Source organism: Actinomadura sp. 9N215, from assembly GCF_044326345.1.
Classification (GTDB): domain Bacteria; phylum Actinomycetota; class Actinomycetes; order Streptosporangiales; family Streptosporangiaceae; genus Spirillospora.
The window spans coordinates 236184-252921 of record NZ_JBIRBA010000005.1 but is presented as its reverse complement, the minus strand read 5'-3'; the positions used below and the strand labels follow the sequence as shown (position 1 = coordinate 252921).

The window sequence follows — 16738 nt, the reverse complement described above, 5'->3', positions numbered from 1 at the left end:
TAGGCTGGCGCGAATGAGCGAGCGGGCGTTCTGGGTCGGCACGTACACGGGCGAGGCCGGGAACGGCTCCGGCGTCTACCGGGTGACGCGGCGGGCCGACGGCGGCTTCACGGGGCTTGAGCTCGCCGCCGAGGCGGTGAGCCCGTCCTATCTGGCCGTGCATCCGGGCAAGGACGTCCTCTACGCGGTGCGTGAGGAGGACGAGGGCGGTGTGGTCGCCTTCGACGCGTCCGGCGGGCGGCTGCGGGAGATCGGGGCGTGCGCGGCGGGGGCGCTGCCGTGCCACCTGTCGGTGACGCCCGACGGCGGGCGGCTGATCGTCGCCGACTACGGGTCGGGGACGGTCAGGGCCGTGCCGCTGGGTCCGGACGGCGGGTTCGCCGGTGACGCCGACGTGGCGGAGGGCCACGGGAGCGGGCCGGTGACCGACCGGCAGGAGGGCCCGCACGCGCACGCGAGCGCGAGCGCCCCGGACGGGACGATCCTGACGACCGACCTGGGCGCCGACCTGATCCGCTCCTTCCGGATCGAGGACGGGACTCTGCGGCTCGTCGGGGAGACGCAGCTTCCGGCCGGATGCGGGCCGCGGCATCTGGTCGTCCATCCGGGCGGGTACGTGCACGTGGTGGCGGAGCTGGCGGCGTCCATGCTGGTGCTGCGGCCGCTGGACGGGTACGCGCGCCTGGAGGTCGCGGCGGAGTCGTCCGCGACGGCGGAGCCGGCGGACGACCGCGCCCAGTGCGCGGCGATCAAGCTCGGCGACGGCGGCCGGCACGTCTACACGTCCACGCGGGGAACGGACGTCGTGACCGCCCACCGGGTGCTGGACGGCGGCGCGGCGCTCACGCCGGTCGCGGACGTCCCCTCCGGCGGCGACTGGCCCCGCGACCTGCACGTGGACGGCGCGTGGCTGCACGTGGCCAACGAGCACAGCGACACGATCGCGACGTTCCGCATCGGCGCGGACGGCGTCCCGGAACCGGCGGGGGCGCCGCTGCGGGCGCCGTCCCCCGTGTGCGTGATCCCCGCCTGAGGGGCCGCGCGGCGGGTGTTTCCGGCCCGGTCCCCCGGGCAGTCCCCGGGACATGACGACGATCGCCACGACCAATCCCGCGACGGGCGAGGTCGAGAAGACCTTCGACGCGCTGACCGACGAGGAGGTCGACCGGCGCGTCGCGCGTGCCGCGGACACGTTCGCCTCCTACCGGACGACCCACGTCGCGCAGCGCGCGGAATGGATGGACGCGGCCGCGGACGTCCTCAACCGGGAGTCCGAGCAGGTCGCCGCGATGATGACGACGGAGATGGGCAAGACCCTCAAGGCCGCCGGCGCGGAGGTGAAGAAGTGCGCGAAGGCGTGCCGGTTCTACGCCGCGCACGCCGCGGAGTTCCTCGCCGACCGCCGTCCCGCCGACGCGGAGGCGGTGGGCGCACGGGACGCCTACGTCCGGTACCAGCCGCTCGGGCCGGTCCTGGCGGTGATGCCGTGGAACTTCCCGCTCTGGCAGGTGATCAGATTCGCGGCGCCGGGGCTGATGGCGGGCAACGTGGGGCTGCTGAAGCACTCGTCGAACGTCCCGCAGACGGCGCTGTTCCTGGAGGACCTGTTCCGCCGCGCCGGGTTCCCAGAGGGCGCGTTCCAGACGCTGCTCATCGGGTCGTCGAAGGTCGAGCGGGTGCTGCGCGACCCGCGGGTGAAGGCCGCGACGCTCACCGGCAGCGAGCCCGCGGGACGGTCCGTCGCGTCGATCGCGGGCAGTGAGGTCAAACCGTCCGTGCTGGAGCTGGGCGGCAGCGACCCGTTCGTGGTGATGCCGTCCGCCGACGTCGAGGCGGCGGCGCGGACCGCCGCCGAGTCGCGGTGCCTCAACAACGGGCAGAGCTGCATTTCCGCGAAGCGCTTCATCGTCGACATCGGCTGCGCGGACGAGTTCGAGCGCCTGTTCGCGGAGAACATGCGCGCGAAGCGGATGGGCGACCCGATGGACGACGCCACCGACATCGGCCCGCTCGTCAGCGAGGAGGGGCGCGCCGAGGTCGAGGAGCAGGTCGCGGACGCGGTCGGCAGGGGCGCGACGGTGCTGTGCGGCGGCGAGCGCCCGGACGGCCCCGGCTGGTTCTACCCGCCGACCGTGATCTCCGGTGTGACGCCGGACATGCGGATGTACCACGAGGAGGTCTTCGCGCCGGTCGCGTCGGTGTTCCGCGTCCGCGGGGTGTCGGAGGCGGTGGAGGTCGCGAACGCGACGGGCTTCGGGCTCGGCTCCAACGCGTGGACGCGCGACGACGCCGAGCGGGAGCGGTTCGTCCGGGAGCTGGACGCCGGGCAGGTGTTCGTCAACGGGATGGTGACGTCGTATCCGGAACTGCCGTTCGGCGGGACGAAGCGCTCCGGCTACGGGCGGGAGCTGTCGGCAGAGGGCATGCACGCCTTCTGCAACGCCAAGACGGTGTGGGTCGGCTGAGCCCTCCCGCTCAAACGGGCCGCCGCTCCAGACGACGCCCCAGTCGGCGTCGGGCCGGGTGGGCTGCTGGAGGATGGCGCCGCTCATCGCGGAGTGGCCGCGCGGCTCGTCCATCAGGAAGCGGCGCAGGCCGTCCAGGTGCTCGATCGCGTGGCGGCGCTTCGCGGCCATGGTGTCGCCGGGGATCGGCGCGACGCCGCCGGTGACGATGCGCGCGGGGTTGCCCTCGGCGTAGGAGTCGACGGCGGTGATCGTCCGGATCGAGCGCATCAGGCGGCCCTCCGCCGTTCCAACGCCGTGATCGCGCGGTTCGTGTCGGCGGTGACGGCGGCGCGGTGCTCGGCGGTGAGGGGGCCGCGAGGCGGGCGTCCGGGAGCGCGCCGAGGATCCGCGGCCACAGCCGCAGGGACAGCTTCGCGAGTTCGAGCTCCGGGCCCGGCTCCTTGTCGGAGACGAGGACGTCGCCCTCGCCGTGCGCGGTCGTCGCGGCGGCGGGGCGGGCGCGGTCGACGACGGTGACCGCGCACCCGGCCAGGGCCAGCTCGCGGGCGCAGGCGGCGCCGGCGATCCCGGCGCCGACCACCACGACCCGCGTCATCGGCCCTCCGCTCACGTTCGCTAAACCGAACGTTTCGAGGCTAGGGCCGCCGCTCGCGGGATGTCAACGCTCCGCCGGATGCGGCGGCCCCGAGGGCGCGGTGTGAAGCCGCTGGCCGGAGCCGTACTGCAGGAGCAGGACGGACCGGACGGGCCCGTCGGGCGCCGTGTAGGCGTGCGGCAGCCGCGCGTCGAAGCCCACGTAGTCGCCGGGCCCGAGTTCCAGGTCCCGGCCGTCCACCCGGACGCCGAGCCGCCCCGCCTGGACGATCGTGTGCTCCGTCCCGCCGTGGCCGAGCGAGTCCTGCCGCGACCCGGCCCTGACCTGCTGGTCGTACACCTCGAAGATCGCGCCGCCGGACTCGATGCCGCGCAGCGGCCGCAGGTCGACGCCCTCGCCGCGCAGCACCTCCACCTCAGCGGCGCGCACGACGGTCGGCCCGGACGGCTCCCGGTGGTCGAGCAGGTCGGAGATGGCGACGTCCAGCGCGCGCGACAGGCTGAACACCGTCTCGATCGTGGGGTTCCCGGCCCCGGCCTCCAGCTGCGACAGCGTGGCCTTGCCGATCTTCGACCGGCGGGACAGCTCGGACAGCGACAGCCCGCGCTCCCGCCGCGCGCGGCGCAGGTTCCCCGACAGGACGTCCCGCACCGATTCCCCTGCCGCGTCCACGTTCCGCCCTCTCGTCCGGCCGCCGGCCCGTCCGGCCGTCAGCGTTCGGTTTATCGAACGCAGTGTAGCGGGCGCGGGGTCAGAGTTCCGCGAGCCTTCCCGCGCCGGACGCGCGCGCCCGCTCGACGATGACGGACGCCGCCGCCGTGTCCTGCACGCCGACCCCGACGCTGTTGTAGAAGACGACGTCGTCCGCGGACTCGCGCCCGGCGGCGAGGCCCGCGACGATCGGCCCGAGGGGCCGCACCCGCTCCGGGCTGAGGTGCCCCGAACGGATCGCGGCGACGACCGGCCCCGCGTGCTCCAGCGCGGCCGGCACGTCGTCCACCACGATCGAGGCCGCCCGGGTGAGGACGCCGTCGTCCACCTCGGCCCGGTCCGGGGCGAACGAGCCGACGCTCACGACCGTGCAGCCCGGGTCGAGCCACTCGCCGAACACGACCGGATCCGCGCTGGTCGTGGCGGTGACGACGATCTGCGCGCCCTCGACCGCCGCGCGGGCGGACGCCGCCTCCACCCGCATCCCGAGCTCGTCCGCCAGCCCGGCGGCGACGCCGCACGTCTCCGGACGGCGGCACGCCATCGTCACCCGACCGATCGGCCGGACCTCCGCCATCGCCCGGACGTGCGCCCGCCCCTGGACGCCGCAGCCGATCACCGCGAGCCGGGACGCGTCCGGGACCGCCAGGTGATCGGCGGCCACCGCGCTCGCCGCCGAGGTCCGCAGCGTCGTCACCGACTCGCCCTCGATGATCGCGACGGGCCGTCCGTCCACCGGGTCCTGGACGGTCACCAGCGCCGCCACGGTCGGCAGCCCCCGCTCCGCGTTGCCCGGCGTGACGCTGCCGAACTTGGAGACCGCGCCGGTGCCGGGCAGGCGGGACACGTAGCAGAACGCGACGCCGCCGTCCGGGCCGTCCAGCAGGAGCCGCGGCGCGAGCCGCGCCTCCCGGCGGCCGAGCGCCCCGAACGCGGCCCGCTGCGAGGCGATCGCCGCCGGAAGGTCGAACACCGCGCGCACGTCGGCGGCGGAAAGCAGCAGGACATCGGCCATGCTGCGATCCTCGCGAGCCCGTTCCCGCGCTGTCGAGGCCGAAAGGGCAAGCGGTTCTTATCGATCACTACATGAGATCGCATGCTTGCCCGTCTCGACGGCCGTCCCCCGAGGTTTCAGGCTTTCACCATCCCGCCCACGAGCGACGGAGAGGCGCCGATGACTCGATCGACATCCCGGGACCGCCGACGCGGGTTCCGACTCCTCACCGTGACCGGCGCCGGGCTGCTGCTCGCGCCGCTCGCCGCGGCCTGCGGGTCCGGCGACGACTCCGGCGGGTCGGGCGCCATCAAGATCGGCGTCCCGGCGCCGCTGAGCGGCGACTCCGCGTCCGCCGGGCAGGACATCCTCGCCGCCGCCAAGGTCGCCGCCGCCGAGATCAACAAGGCGGGCGGCGTGGACGGGCGCGACGTCCAGATCGTCGAGGCGGACGACCAGTGCAGCGCCCAGCAGGGCGCGCAGGCCGCGCAGAAGCTCCTCAACAGCAAGGTCGTGGCGGTCGCCGGCGGGTACTGCTCGGGCGCGGCCGTGCCCGCGATCCCGATCTACGGGCGGCGGAGCGTGCCGTTCGTGCTGGACGCGTCCACGAACCCGTCCCTCACCGACACCGGGAAGGGCAAGGTGTTCCGCACCTGCGGGCGCGACGACAACCAGGGGCTCGTCGCGGCCAAGTTCATGACCGGGCAGCTCGGCGCCAAGCGCATCGCGCTCCTGCACGACAACACCACCTACGCCAAGGGCCTCGCGGACGCGGCGGCGAACTCGGCGAAGCAGGCGGGCGGGCAGGTCGTGTACCAGGACGCGCTGCAGCCCGGCCAGTCCGACTACAGCCCGGTCCTGACCAAGGTGGCGTCGACGAAGCCGGACGTCCTGTACTTCACCGGCTACTTCGCCGAGGCGGGCCTGCTGATGAAGCAGCGCAAGCAGCTCGGGCTGAAGTTCACGCTGATGGGCGGGGACGCGACGACCGACTCGACCGTGCTGAAGACGGCGGGCTCGGCGGCCGACGGCTACATCGCCACCACCGCGCCGCTCGCCAAGGACCTGCCCGCCGCAGCCAAGTTCGTCACGGCGTACAAGGCCGCGAACAACGCCGACCCCGGCCCGTTCTCGGTGTACGAGTACGACGCGGTGAAGGTCGTCGCGAAGGCGATCGACGACGCCGGGTCCACCGAGGGCAAGGACATCACCGACGCCCTCCACAAGATCAAGGACTTCCCGGGCATCACCGGGCCGATCACCTTCGACGACAAGGGCGACCGGACCGACCCGCTGTACATCACCGTCCGCGTCCAGGGCGGCGCGTTCACCGCCTACAAGAAGCTCGACAAGTCCGGCGGCACGTGGGTCGACGCCAAGACCTCATGAACGAGCTATGAGCGAATTCGTCCAGTACCTCGTCAACGGGCTGACGATCGGGGCGTTCCTCGCGCTGATCGCGCTGGGCTACTCGATGATCTACGGCGTGGTCCGGCTGATCAACTTCGCGCACGGGGACGTGTTCATGATCGGCGCGTTCGCCGGGTTCGGGACGCTCACCACGCTCGGCGCGAGCGGCGGGATGGCGCTGCCCGCCATCGCCGCCGCCGTGCTCATCGGCGCGCTGACGACCGGCGTCGTCGGCACCGGGATCGCGAGGGCCGCCTACGTCCCGCTGCTGGCGTCGCCGCGGCTCGCGCTGCTCATCGCCGCGATCGGGGTGTCGCTGGCGCTGGAGGAGGGCGTGAAGGTGCTCACCGACGCGCGGTTCAAGTCGTACCCGAACACGCTGGACGGCGGGCAGATCTTCAGCGGCGCCGTCCGCGTCACGTGGGGGCAGCTCGCGCTGGTCGTGCTGTCGGTGGCGCTGATGGCCGGGCTGTGGCTGTTCGTGACCCGGACGGTGACGGGCACGGCGATGCGCGCCCTCGCGATGGACCGGGACGCCGCCCGGCTCCAGGGCATCAACGTCGAGCGGCTCATCCTCATGACGTTCTTCATCGGCTCCCTGCTGGCGGGCGCGGCGGGCGTCATGTACGGGCTGTACTACGTGCAGATCAGCTTCGGCATGGGGTTCCTCATCGGGCTGCGCGCGTTCACCGCCGCCGTGCTCGGCGGCATCGGGAACCTGCCGGGGACGATGGTCGCGGGCGTGGCGATCGGGCTCGTCCAGTCGTTCTCCGCCGGGTACGTCTCGTCCCGCTGGACGGACGTGATCATCTTCGGGCTGCTCATCGGCGTGCTGGCGCTGAGACCCACCGGCCTGTTCGGCGAACGCGTCGTGGAGCGCGCATGAACGCCCGTGTAGGCATGAGGGCCCGCCTGATGGAGCGCGTGCCCGGCCTCGGACGCTGGGAGCGGCCCGTCCGGTACGGGGGCTGGCCGCTGCTGGTCGTGGCGGCGCTCATCGCCGGCCAGACGATGGACGACTACGGCCTGACCGTCGGCGCGACGATCCTGATCTACGCGGTCCTCGGCCTCGGCATCAACATCGTCGTCGGGTACGCGGGCCTGCTGGACCTCGGCTTCGCCGCGTTCTTCGCGATCGGCGCGTACACGGCGGGCCTGCTGATGGTGGAGCTGGAGTGGAACTTCTGGCTCACGCTGCCCGCCGCCGTGGCCGCCGCCGCGGTCGCCGGGGTCGTGATCGGGTACCCGACGCTGCGGCTGCGCAGCGACTACCTCGCCATCGTCACGCTCGGCTTCGGCGAGATCATCCGGATCACGGTGATCAACCTGGAGATCACCGGCGGGCCGAACGGGCTGACCGGCATCCCGCCGGTCACGCTCGGCGGCCGCGAGCTCGTCATGCCGAAGGACTTCTACCACCTGACGCTGGCGTTCTTCGTCGTCGTGCTGGCGTTGACGGCGCTGCTCGCCCGGTCGCGGCTCGCGTACGCGTGGCGGGCGATCCGGTCGGACGACACCGCGGCCGAGGCGGTCGGGGTCCCGGCGCGGCGGGTGAAGCTGCTCGCGTACGTCCTCGGCGCGATGACCGGGGCGGTCGCGGGGCCGCTGAACGCGGCTCAGCTCGGCACCGTCGACCCGTCCAGCTTCACGTTCCTGACCTCGCTGATGATCCTGCTCGTGGTGATCATCGGCGGGATGGGCAGCCGGCCCGGCGTGATGATCGGCGCCGTGGTGATCATCGCGCTGCCGGAGGTGCTGCGGAGCGTCCAGGAGTACCGGGGGCTGTTCTTCGCGCTGCTGCTGATCCTGATCGTCCTTCTGCGCCCGCAGGGCGTGTGGCCCTACCGGCCCCGCCGCTTCCGCCTCCCCGCGACGGCCGGGCCCGCGCCCGAGCTCCCGTCCGCGAAGGGCACGCTGCTGGAGGTCGGCGGGCTGACCCGCAGGTTCGGCGGCGTCACGGCCGTGGACGGGCTCGGGCTCCGCGCGGACGCCGGGCAGGTCGTCAGCGTGATCGGCCCGAACGGCGCGGGCAAGACCACCGCGTTCAACTGCATCACCGGGATGATCCCGCCGTCCGCCGGGACCGTCGTGCTCGCCGGGCGGAACGTCCGCGGCCACGCCCCGCACCGGGTCGCCGCCGCCGGGCTCGCCCGCACGTTCCAGAGCATCCGGCTGTTCGACGAGATGACCGTCGCGGAGAACGTCCTGATCGGCCGGTTCGCCCGCGACCGGGGGCTGCTGCGCCCGCTGTCGCGCGAGGACGCCGACACCGTCCGCCGCTGCCTGGACTTCGTCGGCCTGCTCGACGCCGCCGACCGCCCGGCGGGCGGCCTCGCCTACGGCGACCGCCGCCGCCTGGAGATCGCCCGCGCCCTCGCCGGCGACCCCCGCGTCCTGCTGCTGGACGAGCCCGCCGCCGGCGCGAACCCCACCGAGAAGCGGGCGCTGATGGACCTGATCGCCCGGATCAGCGCGCTCGGCGCCGCGGTCGTGCTGATCGAGCACGACGTCGCGCTCGTCATGTCGATCTCCGACCGCGTGACCGTGCTGGAGTACGGCCGGACGATCGCCGAGGGCCCGCCCGCCGAGATCCAGGAGGACCAGCGGGTCATCGCCGCCTACCTCGGCGTCCCCGACGACCCGGAGACCGACCTCGTCACGGAGGTGCTGCGGTGAGCGCGGGCGGGCGGGCGCTGCTGAGGGTGAGCGACCTGCGCAGCCGGTACGGGCAGGTCGAGGCGCTGGCCGGGATCTCGTTCGAGGTCGGCGAGGGCGAGATCGTCGCGCTGCTCGGCAGCAACGGCGCGGGCAAGACGACCACGCTCCGCACGGTCACCGGGCTGCACCGGACCCGGTCCGGACGCGTCGAGTTCGACGGCCGCGACATCACCCGGCTCGACGCGCACAAGGTCGTCGCGGCCGGGCTCGGGCACGTCCCGGAGGGGCGGCGCGTGTTCCCGGCGCTGAGCGTCGCCGAGAACCTGCTGCTCGGCGGCTATCTCCGGCGCCGCGACCGCGCCGCCGTCGCGGCCCGCCGGGAGGAGGTGTACGAGATGTTCCCCCGGCTCGGGGAGCGGCGCGGCCAGCTCGCCGGGCTGCTGTCGGGCGGCGAGCAGCAGATGCTCGCGATCGGCCGCGCGCTCATGCTGCGGCCCCGCCTCCTCGCCCTGGACGAGCCGACGATGGGCCTCGCGCCGCAGACGGCGCAGCAGGTGCTGCGGGTCGTCCGGGAGATCCGCGAGCAGGGCGCCACGATCCTGATCGTCGAGCAGAACGCCCACCAGACGCTCCGCCTCGCCGACCGCGCGTACGTCCTGGAGACGGGCCGGATCGTGCTGTCCGGCCGCGCCTCCGAGCTCGCGCAGGACGACCGCGTGAAGGCCGCCTACCTCGGCGGCGACCCCGTCATCGAGTCCCGGTGAGGAGGCGTTCCGCCGCCTCCTCGATCGCGGTCTCCGAGAGAAGGACGTGGTGGGCGGCGTCGCCGAGGGGGATGAAGCTGTCCTCGCTGGTGACCCTGGCCGTCCGGCCCTGGAAGCCTCCGTCGGCGAGGGCGGTGAGGACGGCCTCGGACACGCCGCCGGTGCGGCGCGTCTCGTCCGCGATCAGGACGGCCCCGGTCGCGCGCGCCTCGCGGAGCAGGTCGCCGGTGGGCAGCGGGGCCAGCCAGCGCAGGTCGAGGACGCGGCACCGGACACCGCGGGCCTCCAGACGGCGGGCGGCGCGCAGGCTCATCAGCAGCCCGTTCGCGAAGGTCACGAGGGTGAGGTCGCGGCCGTTCCCGTAGGTGCGGGCCCGGCCGATCGGCACGGTCCCGCCGGACGGCGCGAGCCAGCCGCCGTCGCCGTCCTCGTGCAGGTCGCGGGCGTGGTAGAGCGCGATCGGCTCCAGGAACACGCAGACGCGTCCGTCCGACTGGGCGGCGTCCGCGCAGGCGCGGAGCATGCCCGCGGCGTCGTCGGGCCGCGCCGGCGAGGCGAGGACGAGGCCCGGGATGTCGCGCAGCGCGGCGACGGCGTTGTCGTTGTGGAAGTGGCCGCCGAACCCCTTCTGGTAGGCGTAGCCGGGGACGCGGACCACCATCGGGTTGCGGTACCGGCCCGACGAGAAGAACCGCATCGTCGCCGCCTCGCCGCGGATCTGGTCGGCGGCGTTGTGCAGGTACGCGAGGTACTGGATCTCCGGGACGGGCAGCATCCCGGCCAGGCCGAACCCGAGCGCGAGGCCGAGGATCGACTGCTCGTCCAGGATCGTGTCGAACACCCGCGCCGCCCCGGCCCGTTTCAGCAGGCCGCGCGTGACGCCGTAGACGCCGCCCTTGCGCGCCACGTCCTCGCCGAAGACGACCAGGCCGGGGCGTTCGTCGAGCAGGTCGCCGAGCGTCCGGTTGATGGCCTGCGCGACCGTCACGGGCTCCCCGGACGGCGGCGCCGCGTCCCCGGGGGCCGCGGAGCGGTGGAGGGGGGCCATCACCTCGGCCGACGATGAGAGGCGTCGCGCGCCGGTGACCTTCGCCGCGAGGGCCATGACCTCGGCGCGCTTCGCCTCGTAGCGGTCGACGATCTCGGCGGGCGTCGCCGCGCCCGTGTCGACGAGCAGGCGCGCCGTCTGGAGGAGGGGGTCGCGGTCGAGGTCGGCGGCCAGTTCGACGGGGGTGCGGTAGGACGACTCGACGTCGGAGCCCGCGTGGCCCATCAGCCGGACGGTCCGCAGGTGCAGGAAGGCGGGGCGGCGGTGCTCCCGCACCCAGGCCGCGGCCTGCGACGCGACGGCGTGGGCGTCGGCGAGGTCGCAGCCGTCGGCGTGGAAGTAGGCGAGCCCTGGACGCGACCCGTAGGCGGCGTGGATCCAGCCGGGCGGCGTGCGGACGCTGATCCCGATGCCGTTGTCCTCGCAGACGAGCAGCAGCGGCAGCGGCAGGCCCTGGAACCCGGTGTTGACGGCGGCGTTGATCGCGCCCGTGGCCGTGGAGTGGTTGGCGGACGCGTCGCCGAAGCTGCACACGGCCAAGGCGTCGCGCGGCCAGGGGGCGTCGACGCCGAGCCGGGCCGCGCGTTCGATCGCGAAGGCGACGCCGAGCGCGCGCGGGAGGTGTGACGCGATCGTGGACGTCTGCGGGATGACGTGCAGGCGGTGGCTGCCGAACACCTTGTGGCGTCCGCCGGCGATGGGCTCCTCGGCGGCGGCGACCAGGCCCAGGAGGACGTCGCGGAGCGGCTCCCCGCCGGGCGCCTGGCGTGCCCGCTCCAGGAAGAACGCGCCTGACCTGTAGTGCAGCAGCGCCGGGTCGTCCGGGCGGAGCGCGGCGGCGACGGCGGCGTTCCCCTCGTGGCCGGACGACCCGATCGTGTAGTAGCCGCGGCCCTCGGAGCGGAGCCACCGGGCGGCGAGGTCGAGGTGCCTGCTGCCGAGCTGGGCGTCGAACAGCTCCAGGAGGCGCTCGCCGCTCAGCCGCCCTGCCGGGACGGGCGCGTCCGGCGGCCTGAGGGCGGCGGCCCCCTCCAGGAAGTGGACGTCGGCGGGCTCCGGCTCGGCCATGCGGTCTCCTGCGTGGGAATGGGCGCGGTTCGAGCATCGGACGCGGCCGGGGCTCGGGTCGACCGCGCAAGGCCGCGAACAGGTTGGCGGTTGGCCAAGGAACGCTTAACGGCCGCGCAGGGGCCGCGCTGGACGACCGCGCTGGACGGCCGTCCGGGGAAAGCCTCAGCCGGGCTTGGCCTCGCGGTAAGGAAGCCGCGCTCTGCCCGATCTTGGCGCGAGGGGCCCGGTTTGTTCACGCTGGACTCGTGCTCTCCTCCGTCATCGGCGGCGCCCGGCTTCCGGCGGGCCCGCGCCCGTACCGTTCCACCGACCCGTCCCGCACGGCCGACGTGGTCGCCGAGGTGTCCCTCGCGGACGCGGGCGGCCTCGTCCGGGCCTGCGCGGCCGCGCGCGAGGCGCAGGACGCCTGGCGGGACGTCCCGCCGCCCGTCCGCGGGCAGGTCATCGCCGCCATCGGCCGCCTCGTCGAGGCCAACAAGGAGGCCCTCGCCCGCGTCGTCACCCGCGAGGTCGGCAAGCCGTACGCCGAGGCGCTCGGCGAGGTCCAGGAGATCGCCGACACGTGCGCGTTCTTCCTCGGGGAGGGACGGCGGCTGTACGGGCAGACGGTGCCGTCGGAGATGCCGGACAAGCAGCTGTTCACGTTCCGCGACCCGGTCGGCGTCGTCACGGTGATCACGGCGGGGAACTTCCCGGTGGCGGTGCCGTCCTGGTACATCGTCCCGGCGCTGCTGTGCGGGAACACGGTGGTGTGGAAGCCCGCCGAGTACGCGGCCGCGTGCGCGGAGGCGTTCTACCAGCTGTTCGCGCACGCCGGTCTGCCGGACGGCGTCCTCAACGTCGTCTACGCGGACGGCCCGGAAACCTATCAGGGGCTGGAGCGGGCCCTCGGCCAGGGGCTGGTCGACAAGGTCGGCTTCACCGGGTCCACCGAGGTCGGGTCGCGGATCGGCGAGCTGTGCGGGCGCCACCTCCAGTCGCCGTGCCTGGAGCTGGGCGGCAAGAACCCGATGGTCGTCACCGAGGACGCCGACCTGCCGCTGGCCGTCGAGGGCGCGCTGTTCTCCGGGTTCGGGACGGCCGGGCAGCGCTGCACGTCGCTCGGGACGGCGATCGTCCACGAGTCGGTGCACGGCGAGTTCGTCCGACTGCTGGACGAGGCGACGCGCGCCGCCGTCGTCGGCGACCCGGCGGGCGACGTCCTGTACGGGCCGCTGATCAACGAGCGGTTCGCGGACGGGTTCGAGAAGGTCCTCGGCTGGATCGGCCCGCACCACACCGTGCACGGCTCGTCCGCGACCGGCCGGATCACGGCGGCCGCTCCGCGCGACGGCTTCACCGGCGACGCCGAGGCGGGCCTCTACTACCACCCCGTGATCGTGGACGGCGTCGCCCCCGGCGACGAGCTGTTCATGCACGAGACGTTCGGCCCGATCATCGGCGTCGCCTCATACCGGACGCTGGACGAGGCGGTCTCCCTCGCCAACGCGCCCGGCTACGGCCTGTCGGCGTCGATCTACACCACGGACCCGGCCAAGGTCTTCGCGTTCCGGCGGCGGATCTCCGCCGGGATGGTGAGCGTGAACAACTCCACGTCCGGCGCGGAGGCGCACCTGCCGTTCGGCGGCAACGGGCGCTCCGGGAACGGCAGCCGCCAGTCGGGCGTGTGGGTGCTGGACCAGTTCACCCGCTGGCAGTCGATGAACTGGGACCACTCGGGACGTCTCCAGAAGGCGCAGATGGACGTCCTGGAGATCAGCCCCGACCTCGGCTTCCGGCTCTAGGCGGCCGCGGTGCTGTCCGAGGCCGAGGTCGTCGTCGTCGGCGGCGGCGTCATGGGGACGAGCATCGCGTTCCACCTCGCGGAGGCCGGGGTGCGGCGCGTGGTGCTGGTCGAGCGCGACGAGCTGGGGTCCGGTTCGACGTGCAAGGCGGCGGGCGGGGTGCGGGCGCAGTTCTCCGACGAGGTGAACGTCCGGCTCGGGGCCCGCAGCCTGGAGGCGTTCACGCGGTTCGGCGAACGTCCGGGCCAGGAGATCGACCTCCATCAGGTCGGCTACCTGTTCCTGCTGTCGCGGCCGGAGGACGTGGCGGAGTTCGAGCGGAGCGTGGCCCTCCAGGACGACCTGGGCGTGCCCAGCCGGATGATCTCGGCGGCGGAGGCGCGGCGGCTCTCCCCCCTGATCGACACGGACGGGCTGCTGGCCGCGGCCTTCTCTCCCGACGACGGGCACTGCACGCCCGAGTCGGTCGTCCTCGGGTACGCGACCGGCGCGCGGCGGCACGGCGCGACGATCCTGACCCGCTGCGAGGTCCTCGGCATCGAGACCGAGGGCGGCGAGGTCAAGGCCGTCGAGACGAGCCGGGGCCGCGTCGCGACGTCCGCGGTCGTGTGCGCGGCCGGGGCGTGGTCGGCGGCGGTCGGGCGGATGGCGGGCGTCGAGCTGCCGGTGGAGCCGCTGCGCCGCCAGCTCGTGTTCACCGAGCCGATCCCCGGCCTGCCGCGTCCCGTCCCGATGACGATCGACTTCGCGACGTCGTTCTACTTCCACGGCGAGGGCGAGGGCCTGATGCTCGGGATGTCCGACCCGGAGGAGCGGCCCGGGTTCCGCCTCGATCGCACGGACGCCTGGCTGCCCCGCCTCACCGAGGCGATCGGGTCACGCGCGCCGCGGCTGCTCGACGTCGGGCTGACCGGCGGCTGGGCGGGCCTGTACGAGGTCACGCCCGACCACAACGCGCTTATCGGGGAGGACGCGTCCGTGTCCCGGTTCCTGTACGCGACGGGCTTCTCCGGCCACGGGTTCTTGCAGGGCCCGGCGGTCGGCGAGGTCGTCCGCGACCTGTACCTGGGCCGCGAGCCGTTCGCCGACGTGTCCCCGCTCAGCGCCGCCCGGTTCGCCGGGGACGGCCTCCGCCCGGAGCTGAACCGTGTCTGACGTGCTCACGCTGATGGACGAGTGGGGCCCGGAACGCGTCGTCTGCGTGTCCGACTCCCGGACCGGGATGCGCGGCGTCCTGGTCATCGACAACACGGCCCGCGGGATGGGCAAGGGCGGCATGCGGATGAGCGCGTCGCTGACGGTCGCGGAGGTGGCGCGGCTGGCGCGGGTGATGACGTACAAGTGGGCGGGCGTCGACCTGTTCTTCGGCGGCGCGAAGGCCGGGATCATGGCCGACCCCGGCTCGCCGGACCGGGAGGCGATCCTGCGGGCGTTCGTCCGGGCGCTGTCGCAGGAGATCCCCCGGCAGTACGTCGCGGGCCTGGACATGGGCCTGACGGAGCGGGACGCGGCGATCGTCCAGGACGAACTGGCCGACCGGGGCGCGGCGGTCGGCACCCCGCACGTGCTCGGCGGGATGCCGTACGACGAGCTGGGCGTGACCGGCTACGGCGTCGCGGAGGCCGCCGACGCCGCCGCCCGGCACGCCGGCTCGTCGCTGCGGGGCGCGCGGGTCGTGGTGCAGGGGTTCGGCGCGGTCGGGCACGCGGCGGCGCGCCGCCTCGCCGAGCTGGGCGCGACCGTCGTGGCGGTCTCGACCGTGCACGGCGCGCTGCACGACCCCGAAGGACTGGACGTCGACCGCCTCCTCGACCTGCGGGCCGAGGCGGGCGACGCGGTCGTGAAGGAGTACGGCGGCGGACGGCTGCTCGACGTCGGCGCGGAGCTGCTCGTCCCCGCGGACGTCCTCGTCCCGGCCGCGCTGCAGGACGTCATCGACGCGGACGTGGCCGCGAACGTCCAGGCAGGCATCGTGGTGGAGGGCGCGAACCTGCCGACCGGACCGGCGGCGCAGCGGGTCCTCGCCGCGCGCGGGATCACCGTCGTGCCGGACTTCGTCGCGAACGCGGGCGGCGTCGTCGCGGCGGGCTTCGCGATGGACGCCCGCTACTCCGCCTTCCGCCCCGAGCCGGACGCCGTGTTCGCCGCCGTGTCGGCCAAGATGCGGGAGAACACCGGGACGGTCCTCGCGGCGGCCCGCGCGCAGGGCACGACCACGCACCAGGCGGCGCTCGCGCTCGCGCAGGACCGGGTCAGGGCGGCGATGGAGCTCAAGGGCCGGTTGCGCCGCTGATCTCGGCCTCGACGCCGCGGGCGACCTCGGTCAGGCCGCGCATCGCGTCCTTGACGAGCGGGTTGGTGTTGGTGACGCGGCGCAGGACGGTGACGTGCCGCTGCGGGGTGCGGCGGCTGAGCCGCAGCATCCGCAGGCCGGGCGCGGGCACGCAGCCGAGCGCCGGGACGAGCGCGATCCCGAGCCCGCAGCCGACGAGCCCGCACACCACCGCGTAGTCGTTGCTGCGGAACGCGATGTTCGGCGTGAACCCGGCGGTGCTGCACAACCGCAGCAGCGCCTGCGAGCCGGAGCTCTCCGGACGGCTCGCGATCCACGTCTCCGACCGCAGCTCCCGGAGCCTGACGGTCCGGCCGCGCGCCAGCGGATGCTCCTCCGGCACGCACAGGACGAGGTTCTCGTCCATGACCGGCGTCTCGACGATCTGGTCGGGCCAGGTGCGCGGGAACAGGTCGTACCGGTAGACGAGCTGGAGGTCGAGGTCGCCGTCGAGGAGCTCGGGGAGCAGCTCGTCCGGCTCGCCCTCCGACAGCTTGATCTCGATGCCGGGCCGGACCCGGGACAGCTCCGCCAGCACCCGCGGCAGGATGCGGGCGCTGGCCGTCGGGAAGCTGCCGAGCTGCAGCGCGCCGCGCTCGCCGCTCGCGACCGTGCGCAGCTCGCGCTCCAGGGTGTCGAGCGCCGACAGCACGTCGTTGCCCTTGCTGACCATGAGGAACGCGGCGCTGGTCGGCCGGACGCTGCGCGCCCGGCGCTCGAACAGCACCAGCCCGCAGGCGCGCTCTAACGCGGCGATCTGCTGGGAGACGGCGGACGCGGTGTACCCGAGGTTGCGGGCGGCGTCCGCGAACGACCCGGTGCGCACGACCTCGCGCACCGTCTGGATGTGCAGGGGACTGATCATCTGATTGCGCACCCCGTTCGCCGGTGACCGGGCGGCGT

General features: G+C 74.0%; 13 protein-coding genes and 2 pseudogenes. 9 read left to right on the top strand and 6 right to left on the bottom strand.

Annotated features, from left to right (window positions below):
- Nucleotides 1-13: 13 nt before the first annotated feature.
- Nucleotides 14-1033 carry a lactonase family protein gene (locus ACH34T_RS11380; RefSeq protein ID WP_395991995.1) on the top strand — a complete coding sequence of 340 codons (1020 nt, stop codon included), beginning with the start codon at nt 14-16 and terminating at the stop codon, nt 1031-1033.
- A 52-nt stretch (nt 1034-1085) separates the two neighbouring features.
- Complete coding sequence (locus ACH34T_RS11375; RefSeq protein ID WP_395991994.1) at nt 1086-2465, top strand: NADP-dependent succinic semialdehyde dehydrogenase; 1380 nt, start codon at nt 1086-1088, stop codon at nt 2463-2465.
- 27 nt (nt 2466-2492) lie between these two features.
- On the opposite strand, the pseudogene ACH34T_RS11370 reads toward ACH34T_RS11375, so the two are convergent.
- From ACH34T_RS11370 to ACH34T_RS11355, 4 genes and pseudogenes are all read right to left on the bottom strand, one after another.
- Nucleotides 2493-2735 (bottom strand): annotated as a pseudogene (locus ACH34T_RS11370) (proline racemase family protein); the annotation flags it as partial.
- Between the two features lie 124 nt (nt 2736-2859).
- Nucleotides 2860-3063 (bottom strand): annotated as a pseudogene (locus tag ACH34T_RS11365) (FAD-dependent oxidoreductase); the annotation flags it as partial.
- 63 nt (nt 3064-3126) lie between these two features.
- The gene (locus ACH34T_RS11360) at nt 3127-3735 is read right to left on the bottom strand and encodes a helix-turn-helix domain-containing protein (protein WP_395991993.1); all 609 of its coding nucleotides are present in this window, start codon (nt 3733-3735) and stop codon (nt 3127-3129) included.
- 79 nt (nt 3736-3814) lie between these two features.
- On the bottom strand, nt 3815-4789 hold the full coding sequence (locus ACH34T_RS11355) for an ornithine cyclodeaminase family protein (protein ID WP_395991992.1): 975 nt from the start codon (nt 4787-4789) through the stop codon (nt 3815-3817).
- Nucleotides 4790-4948: 159 nt separating this feature from the next.
- On the opposite strand from ACH34T_RS11355, the gene ACH34T_RS11350 reads away from it, so the two are divergent.
- The 4 genes from ACH34T_RS11350 to ACH34T_RS11335 are packed head-to-tail and all read left to right on the top strand — an operon-like array spanning nt 4949 to nt 9600.
- On the top strand, nt 4949-6157 hold the full coding sequence (locus tag ACH34T_RS11350) for a branched-chain amino acid ABC transporter substrate-binding protein (protein ID WP_395991991.1): 1209 nt from the start codon (nt 4949-4951) through the stop codon (nt 6155-6157).
- A 7-nt stretch (nt 6158-6164) separates the two neighbouring features.
- On the top strand, nt 6165-7064 hold the full coding sequence (locus tag ACH34T_RS11345) for a branched-chain amino acid ABC transporter permease (protein WP_395991990.1): 900 nt from the start codon (nt 6165-6167) through the stop codon (nt 7062-7064).
- Nucleotides 7061-8854, top strand: a complete 1794-nt coding sequence (locus ACH34T_RS11340; protein WP_395991989.1) for an ATP-binding cassette domain-containing protein — start codon at nt 7061-7063, stop codon at nt 8852-8854. Before ACH34T_RS11345 ends, ACH34T_RS11340 begins: the two co-directional genes overlap by 4 nt.
- 17 nt (nt 8855-8871) lie before the next feature.
- Nucleotides 8872-9600 carry an ABC transporter ATP-binding protein gene (locus ACH34T_RS11335; protein ID WP_395992134.1) on the top strand — a complete coding sequence of 243 codons (729 nt, stop codon included), beginning with the start codon at nt 8872-8874 and terminating at the stop codon, nt 9598-9600.
- On the opposite strand, the gene ACH34T_RS11330 is transcribed toward ACH34T_RS11335, so the two are convergent.
- The gene (locus tag ACH34T_RS11330; protein WP_395991988.1) at nt 9584-11716 is read right to left on the bottom strand and encodes a thiamine pyrophosphate-dependent enzyme; all 2133 of its coding nucleotides are present in this window, start codon (nt 11714-11716) and stop codon (nt 9584-9586) included. The genes ACH34T_RS11335 and ACH34T_RS11330 overlap by 17 nt on opposite strands.
- Nucleotides 11717-11964: 248 nt before the next feature.
- Between ACH34T_RS11330 and ACH34T_RS11325 the strand changes: the two genes are divergently transcribed.
- The 3 genes from ACH34T_RS11325 to ACH34T_RS11315 are packed head-to-tail and all read left to right on the top strand — an operon-like array spanning nt 11965 to nt 15796.
- The gene (locus ACH34T_RS11325; RefSeq protein ID WP_395991987.1) at nt 11965-13503 is read left to right on the top strand and encodes an aldehyde dehydrogenase family protein; all 1539 of its coding nucleotides are present in this window, start codon (nt 11965-11967) and stop codon (nt 13501-13503) included.
- Between the two features lie 9 nt (nt 13504-13512).
- Nucleotides 13513-14658, top strand: coding sequence for an NAD(P)/FAD-dependent oxidoreductase (locus ACH34T_RS11320; protein WP_395991986.1), 1146 nt, complete (start codon nt 13513-13515; stop codon nt 14656-14658).
- Nucleotides 14651-15796 (top strand): Glu/Leu/Phe/Val dehydrogenase, encoded by a 1146-nt coding sequence (locus ACH34T_RS11315; RefSeq protein WP_395991985.1) that lies wholly within the window; start codon nt 14651-14653, stop codon nt 15794-15796. Before ACH34T_RS11320 ends, ACH34T_RS11315 begins: the two co-directional genes overlap by 8 nt.
- On the opposite strand, the gene ACH34T_RS11310 is transcribed toward ACH34T_RS11315, so the two are convergent.
- Nucleotides 15774-16700 carry a LysR family transcriptional regulator gene (locus ACH34T_RS11310; protein ID WP_395991984.1) on the bottom strand — a complete coding sequence of 309 codons (927 nt, stop codon included), beginning with the start codon at nt 16698-16700 and terminating at the stop codon, nt 15774-15776. The two genes, ACH34T_RS11315 and ACH34T_RS11310, sit on opposite strands and share 23 nt — an antisense overlap.
- Nucleotides 16701-16738: the final 38 nt, after the last annotated feature.

Coding starts and splice junctions, on each gene's coding strand:
- ACH34T_RS11380 (WP_395991995.1), top strand. CDS start 14: ATGAGCGAGCGGGCGTTCTGGGTCGGCACGTACACGGGCGAGGCCGGG.
- ACH34T_RS11375 (WP_395991994.1), top strand. CDS start 1,086: ATGACGACGATCGCCACGACCAATCCCGCGACGGGCGAGGTCGAGAAG.
- ACH34T_RS11355 (WP_395991992.1), bottom strand. CDS start 4,789: ATGGCCGATGTCCTGCTGCTTTCCGCCGCCGACGTGCGCGCGGTGTTC.
- ACH34T_RS11350 (WP_395991991.1), top strand. CDS start 4,949: ATGACTCGATCGACATCCCGGGACCGCCGACGCGGGTTCCGACTCCTC.
- ACH34T_RS11345 (WP_395991990.1), top strand. CDS start 6,165: ATGAGCGAATTCGTCCAGTACCTCGTCAACGGGCTGACGATCGGGGCG.
- ACH34T_RS11340 (WP_395991989.1), top strand. CDS start 7,061: ATGAACGCCCGTGTAGGCATGAGGGCCCGCCTGATGGAGCGCGTGCCC.
- ACH34T_RS11330 (WP_395991988.1), bottom strand. CDS start 11,716: ATGGCCGAGCCGGAGCCCGCCGACGTCCACTTCCTGGAGGGGGCCGCC.
- ACH34T_RS11310 (WP_395991984.1), bottom strand. CDS start 16,700: ATGATCAGTCCCCTGCACATCCAGACGGTGCGCGAGGTCGTGCGCACC.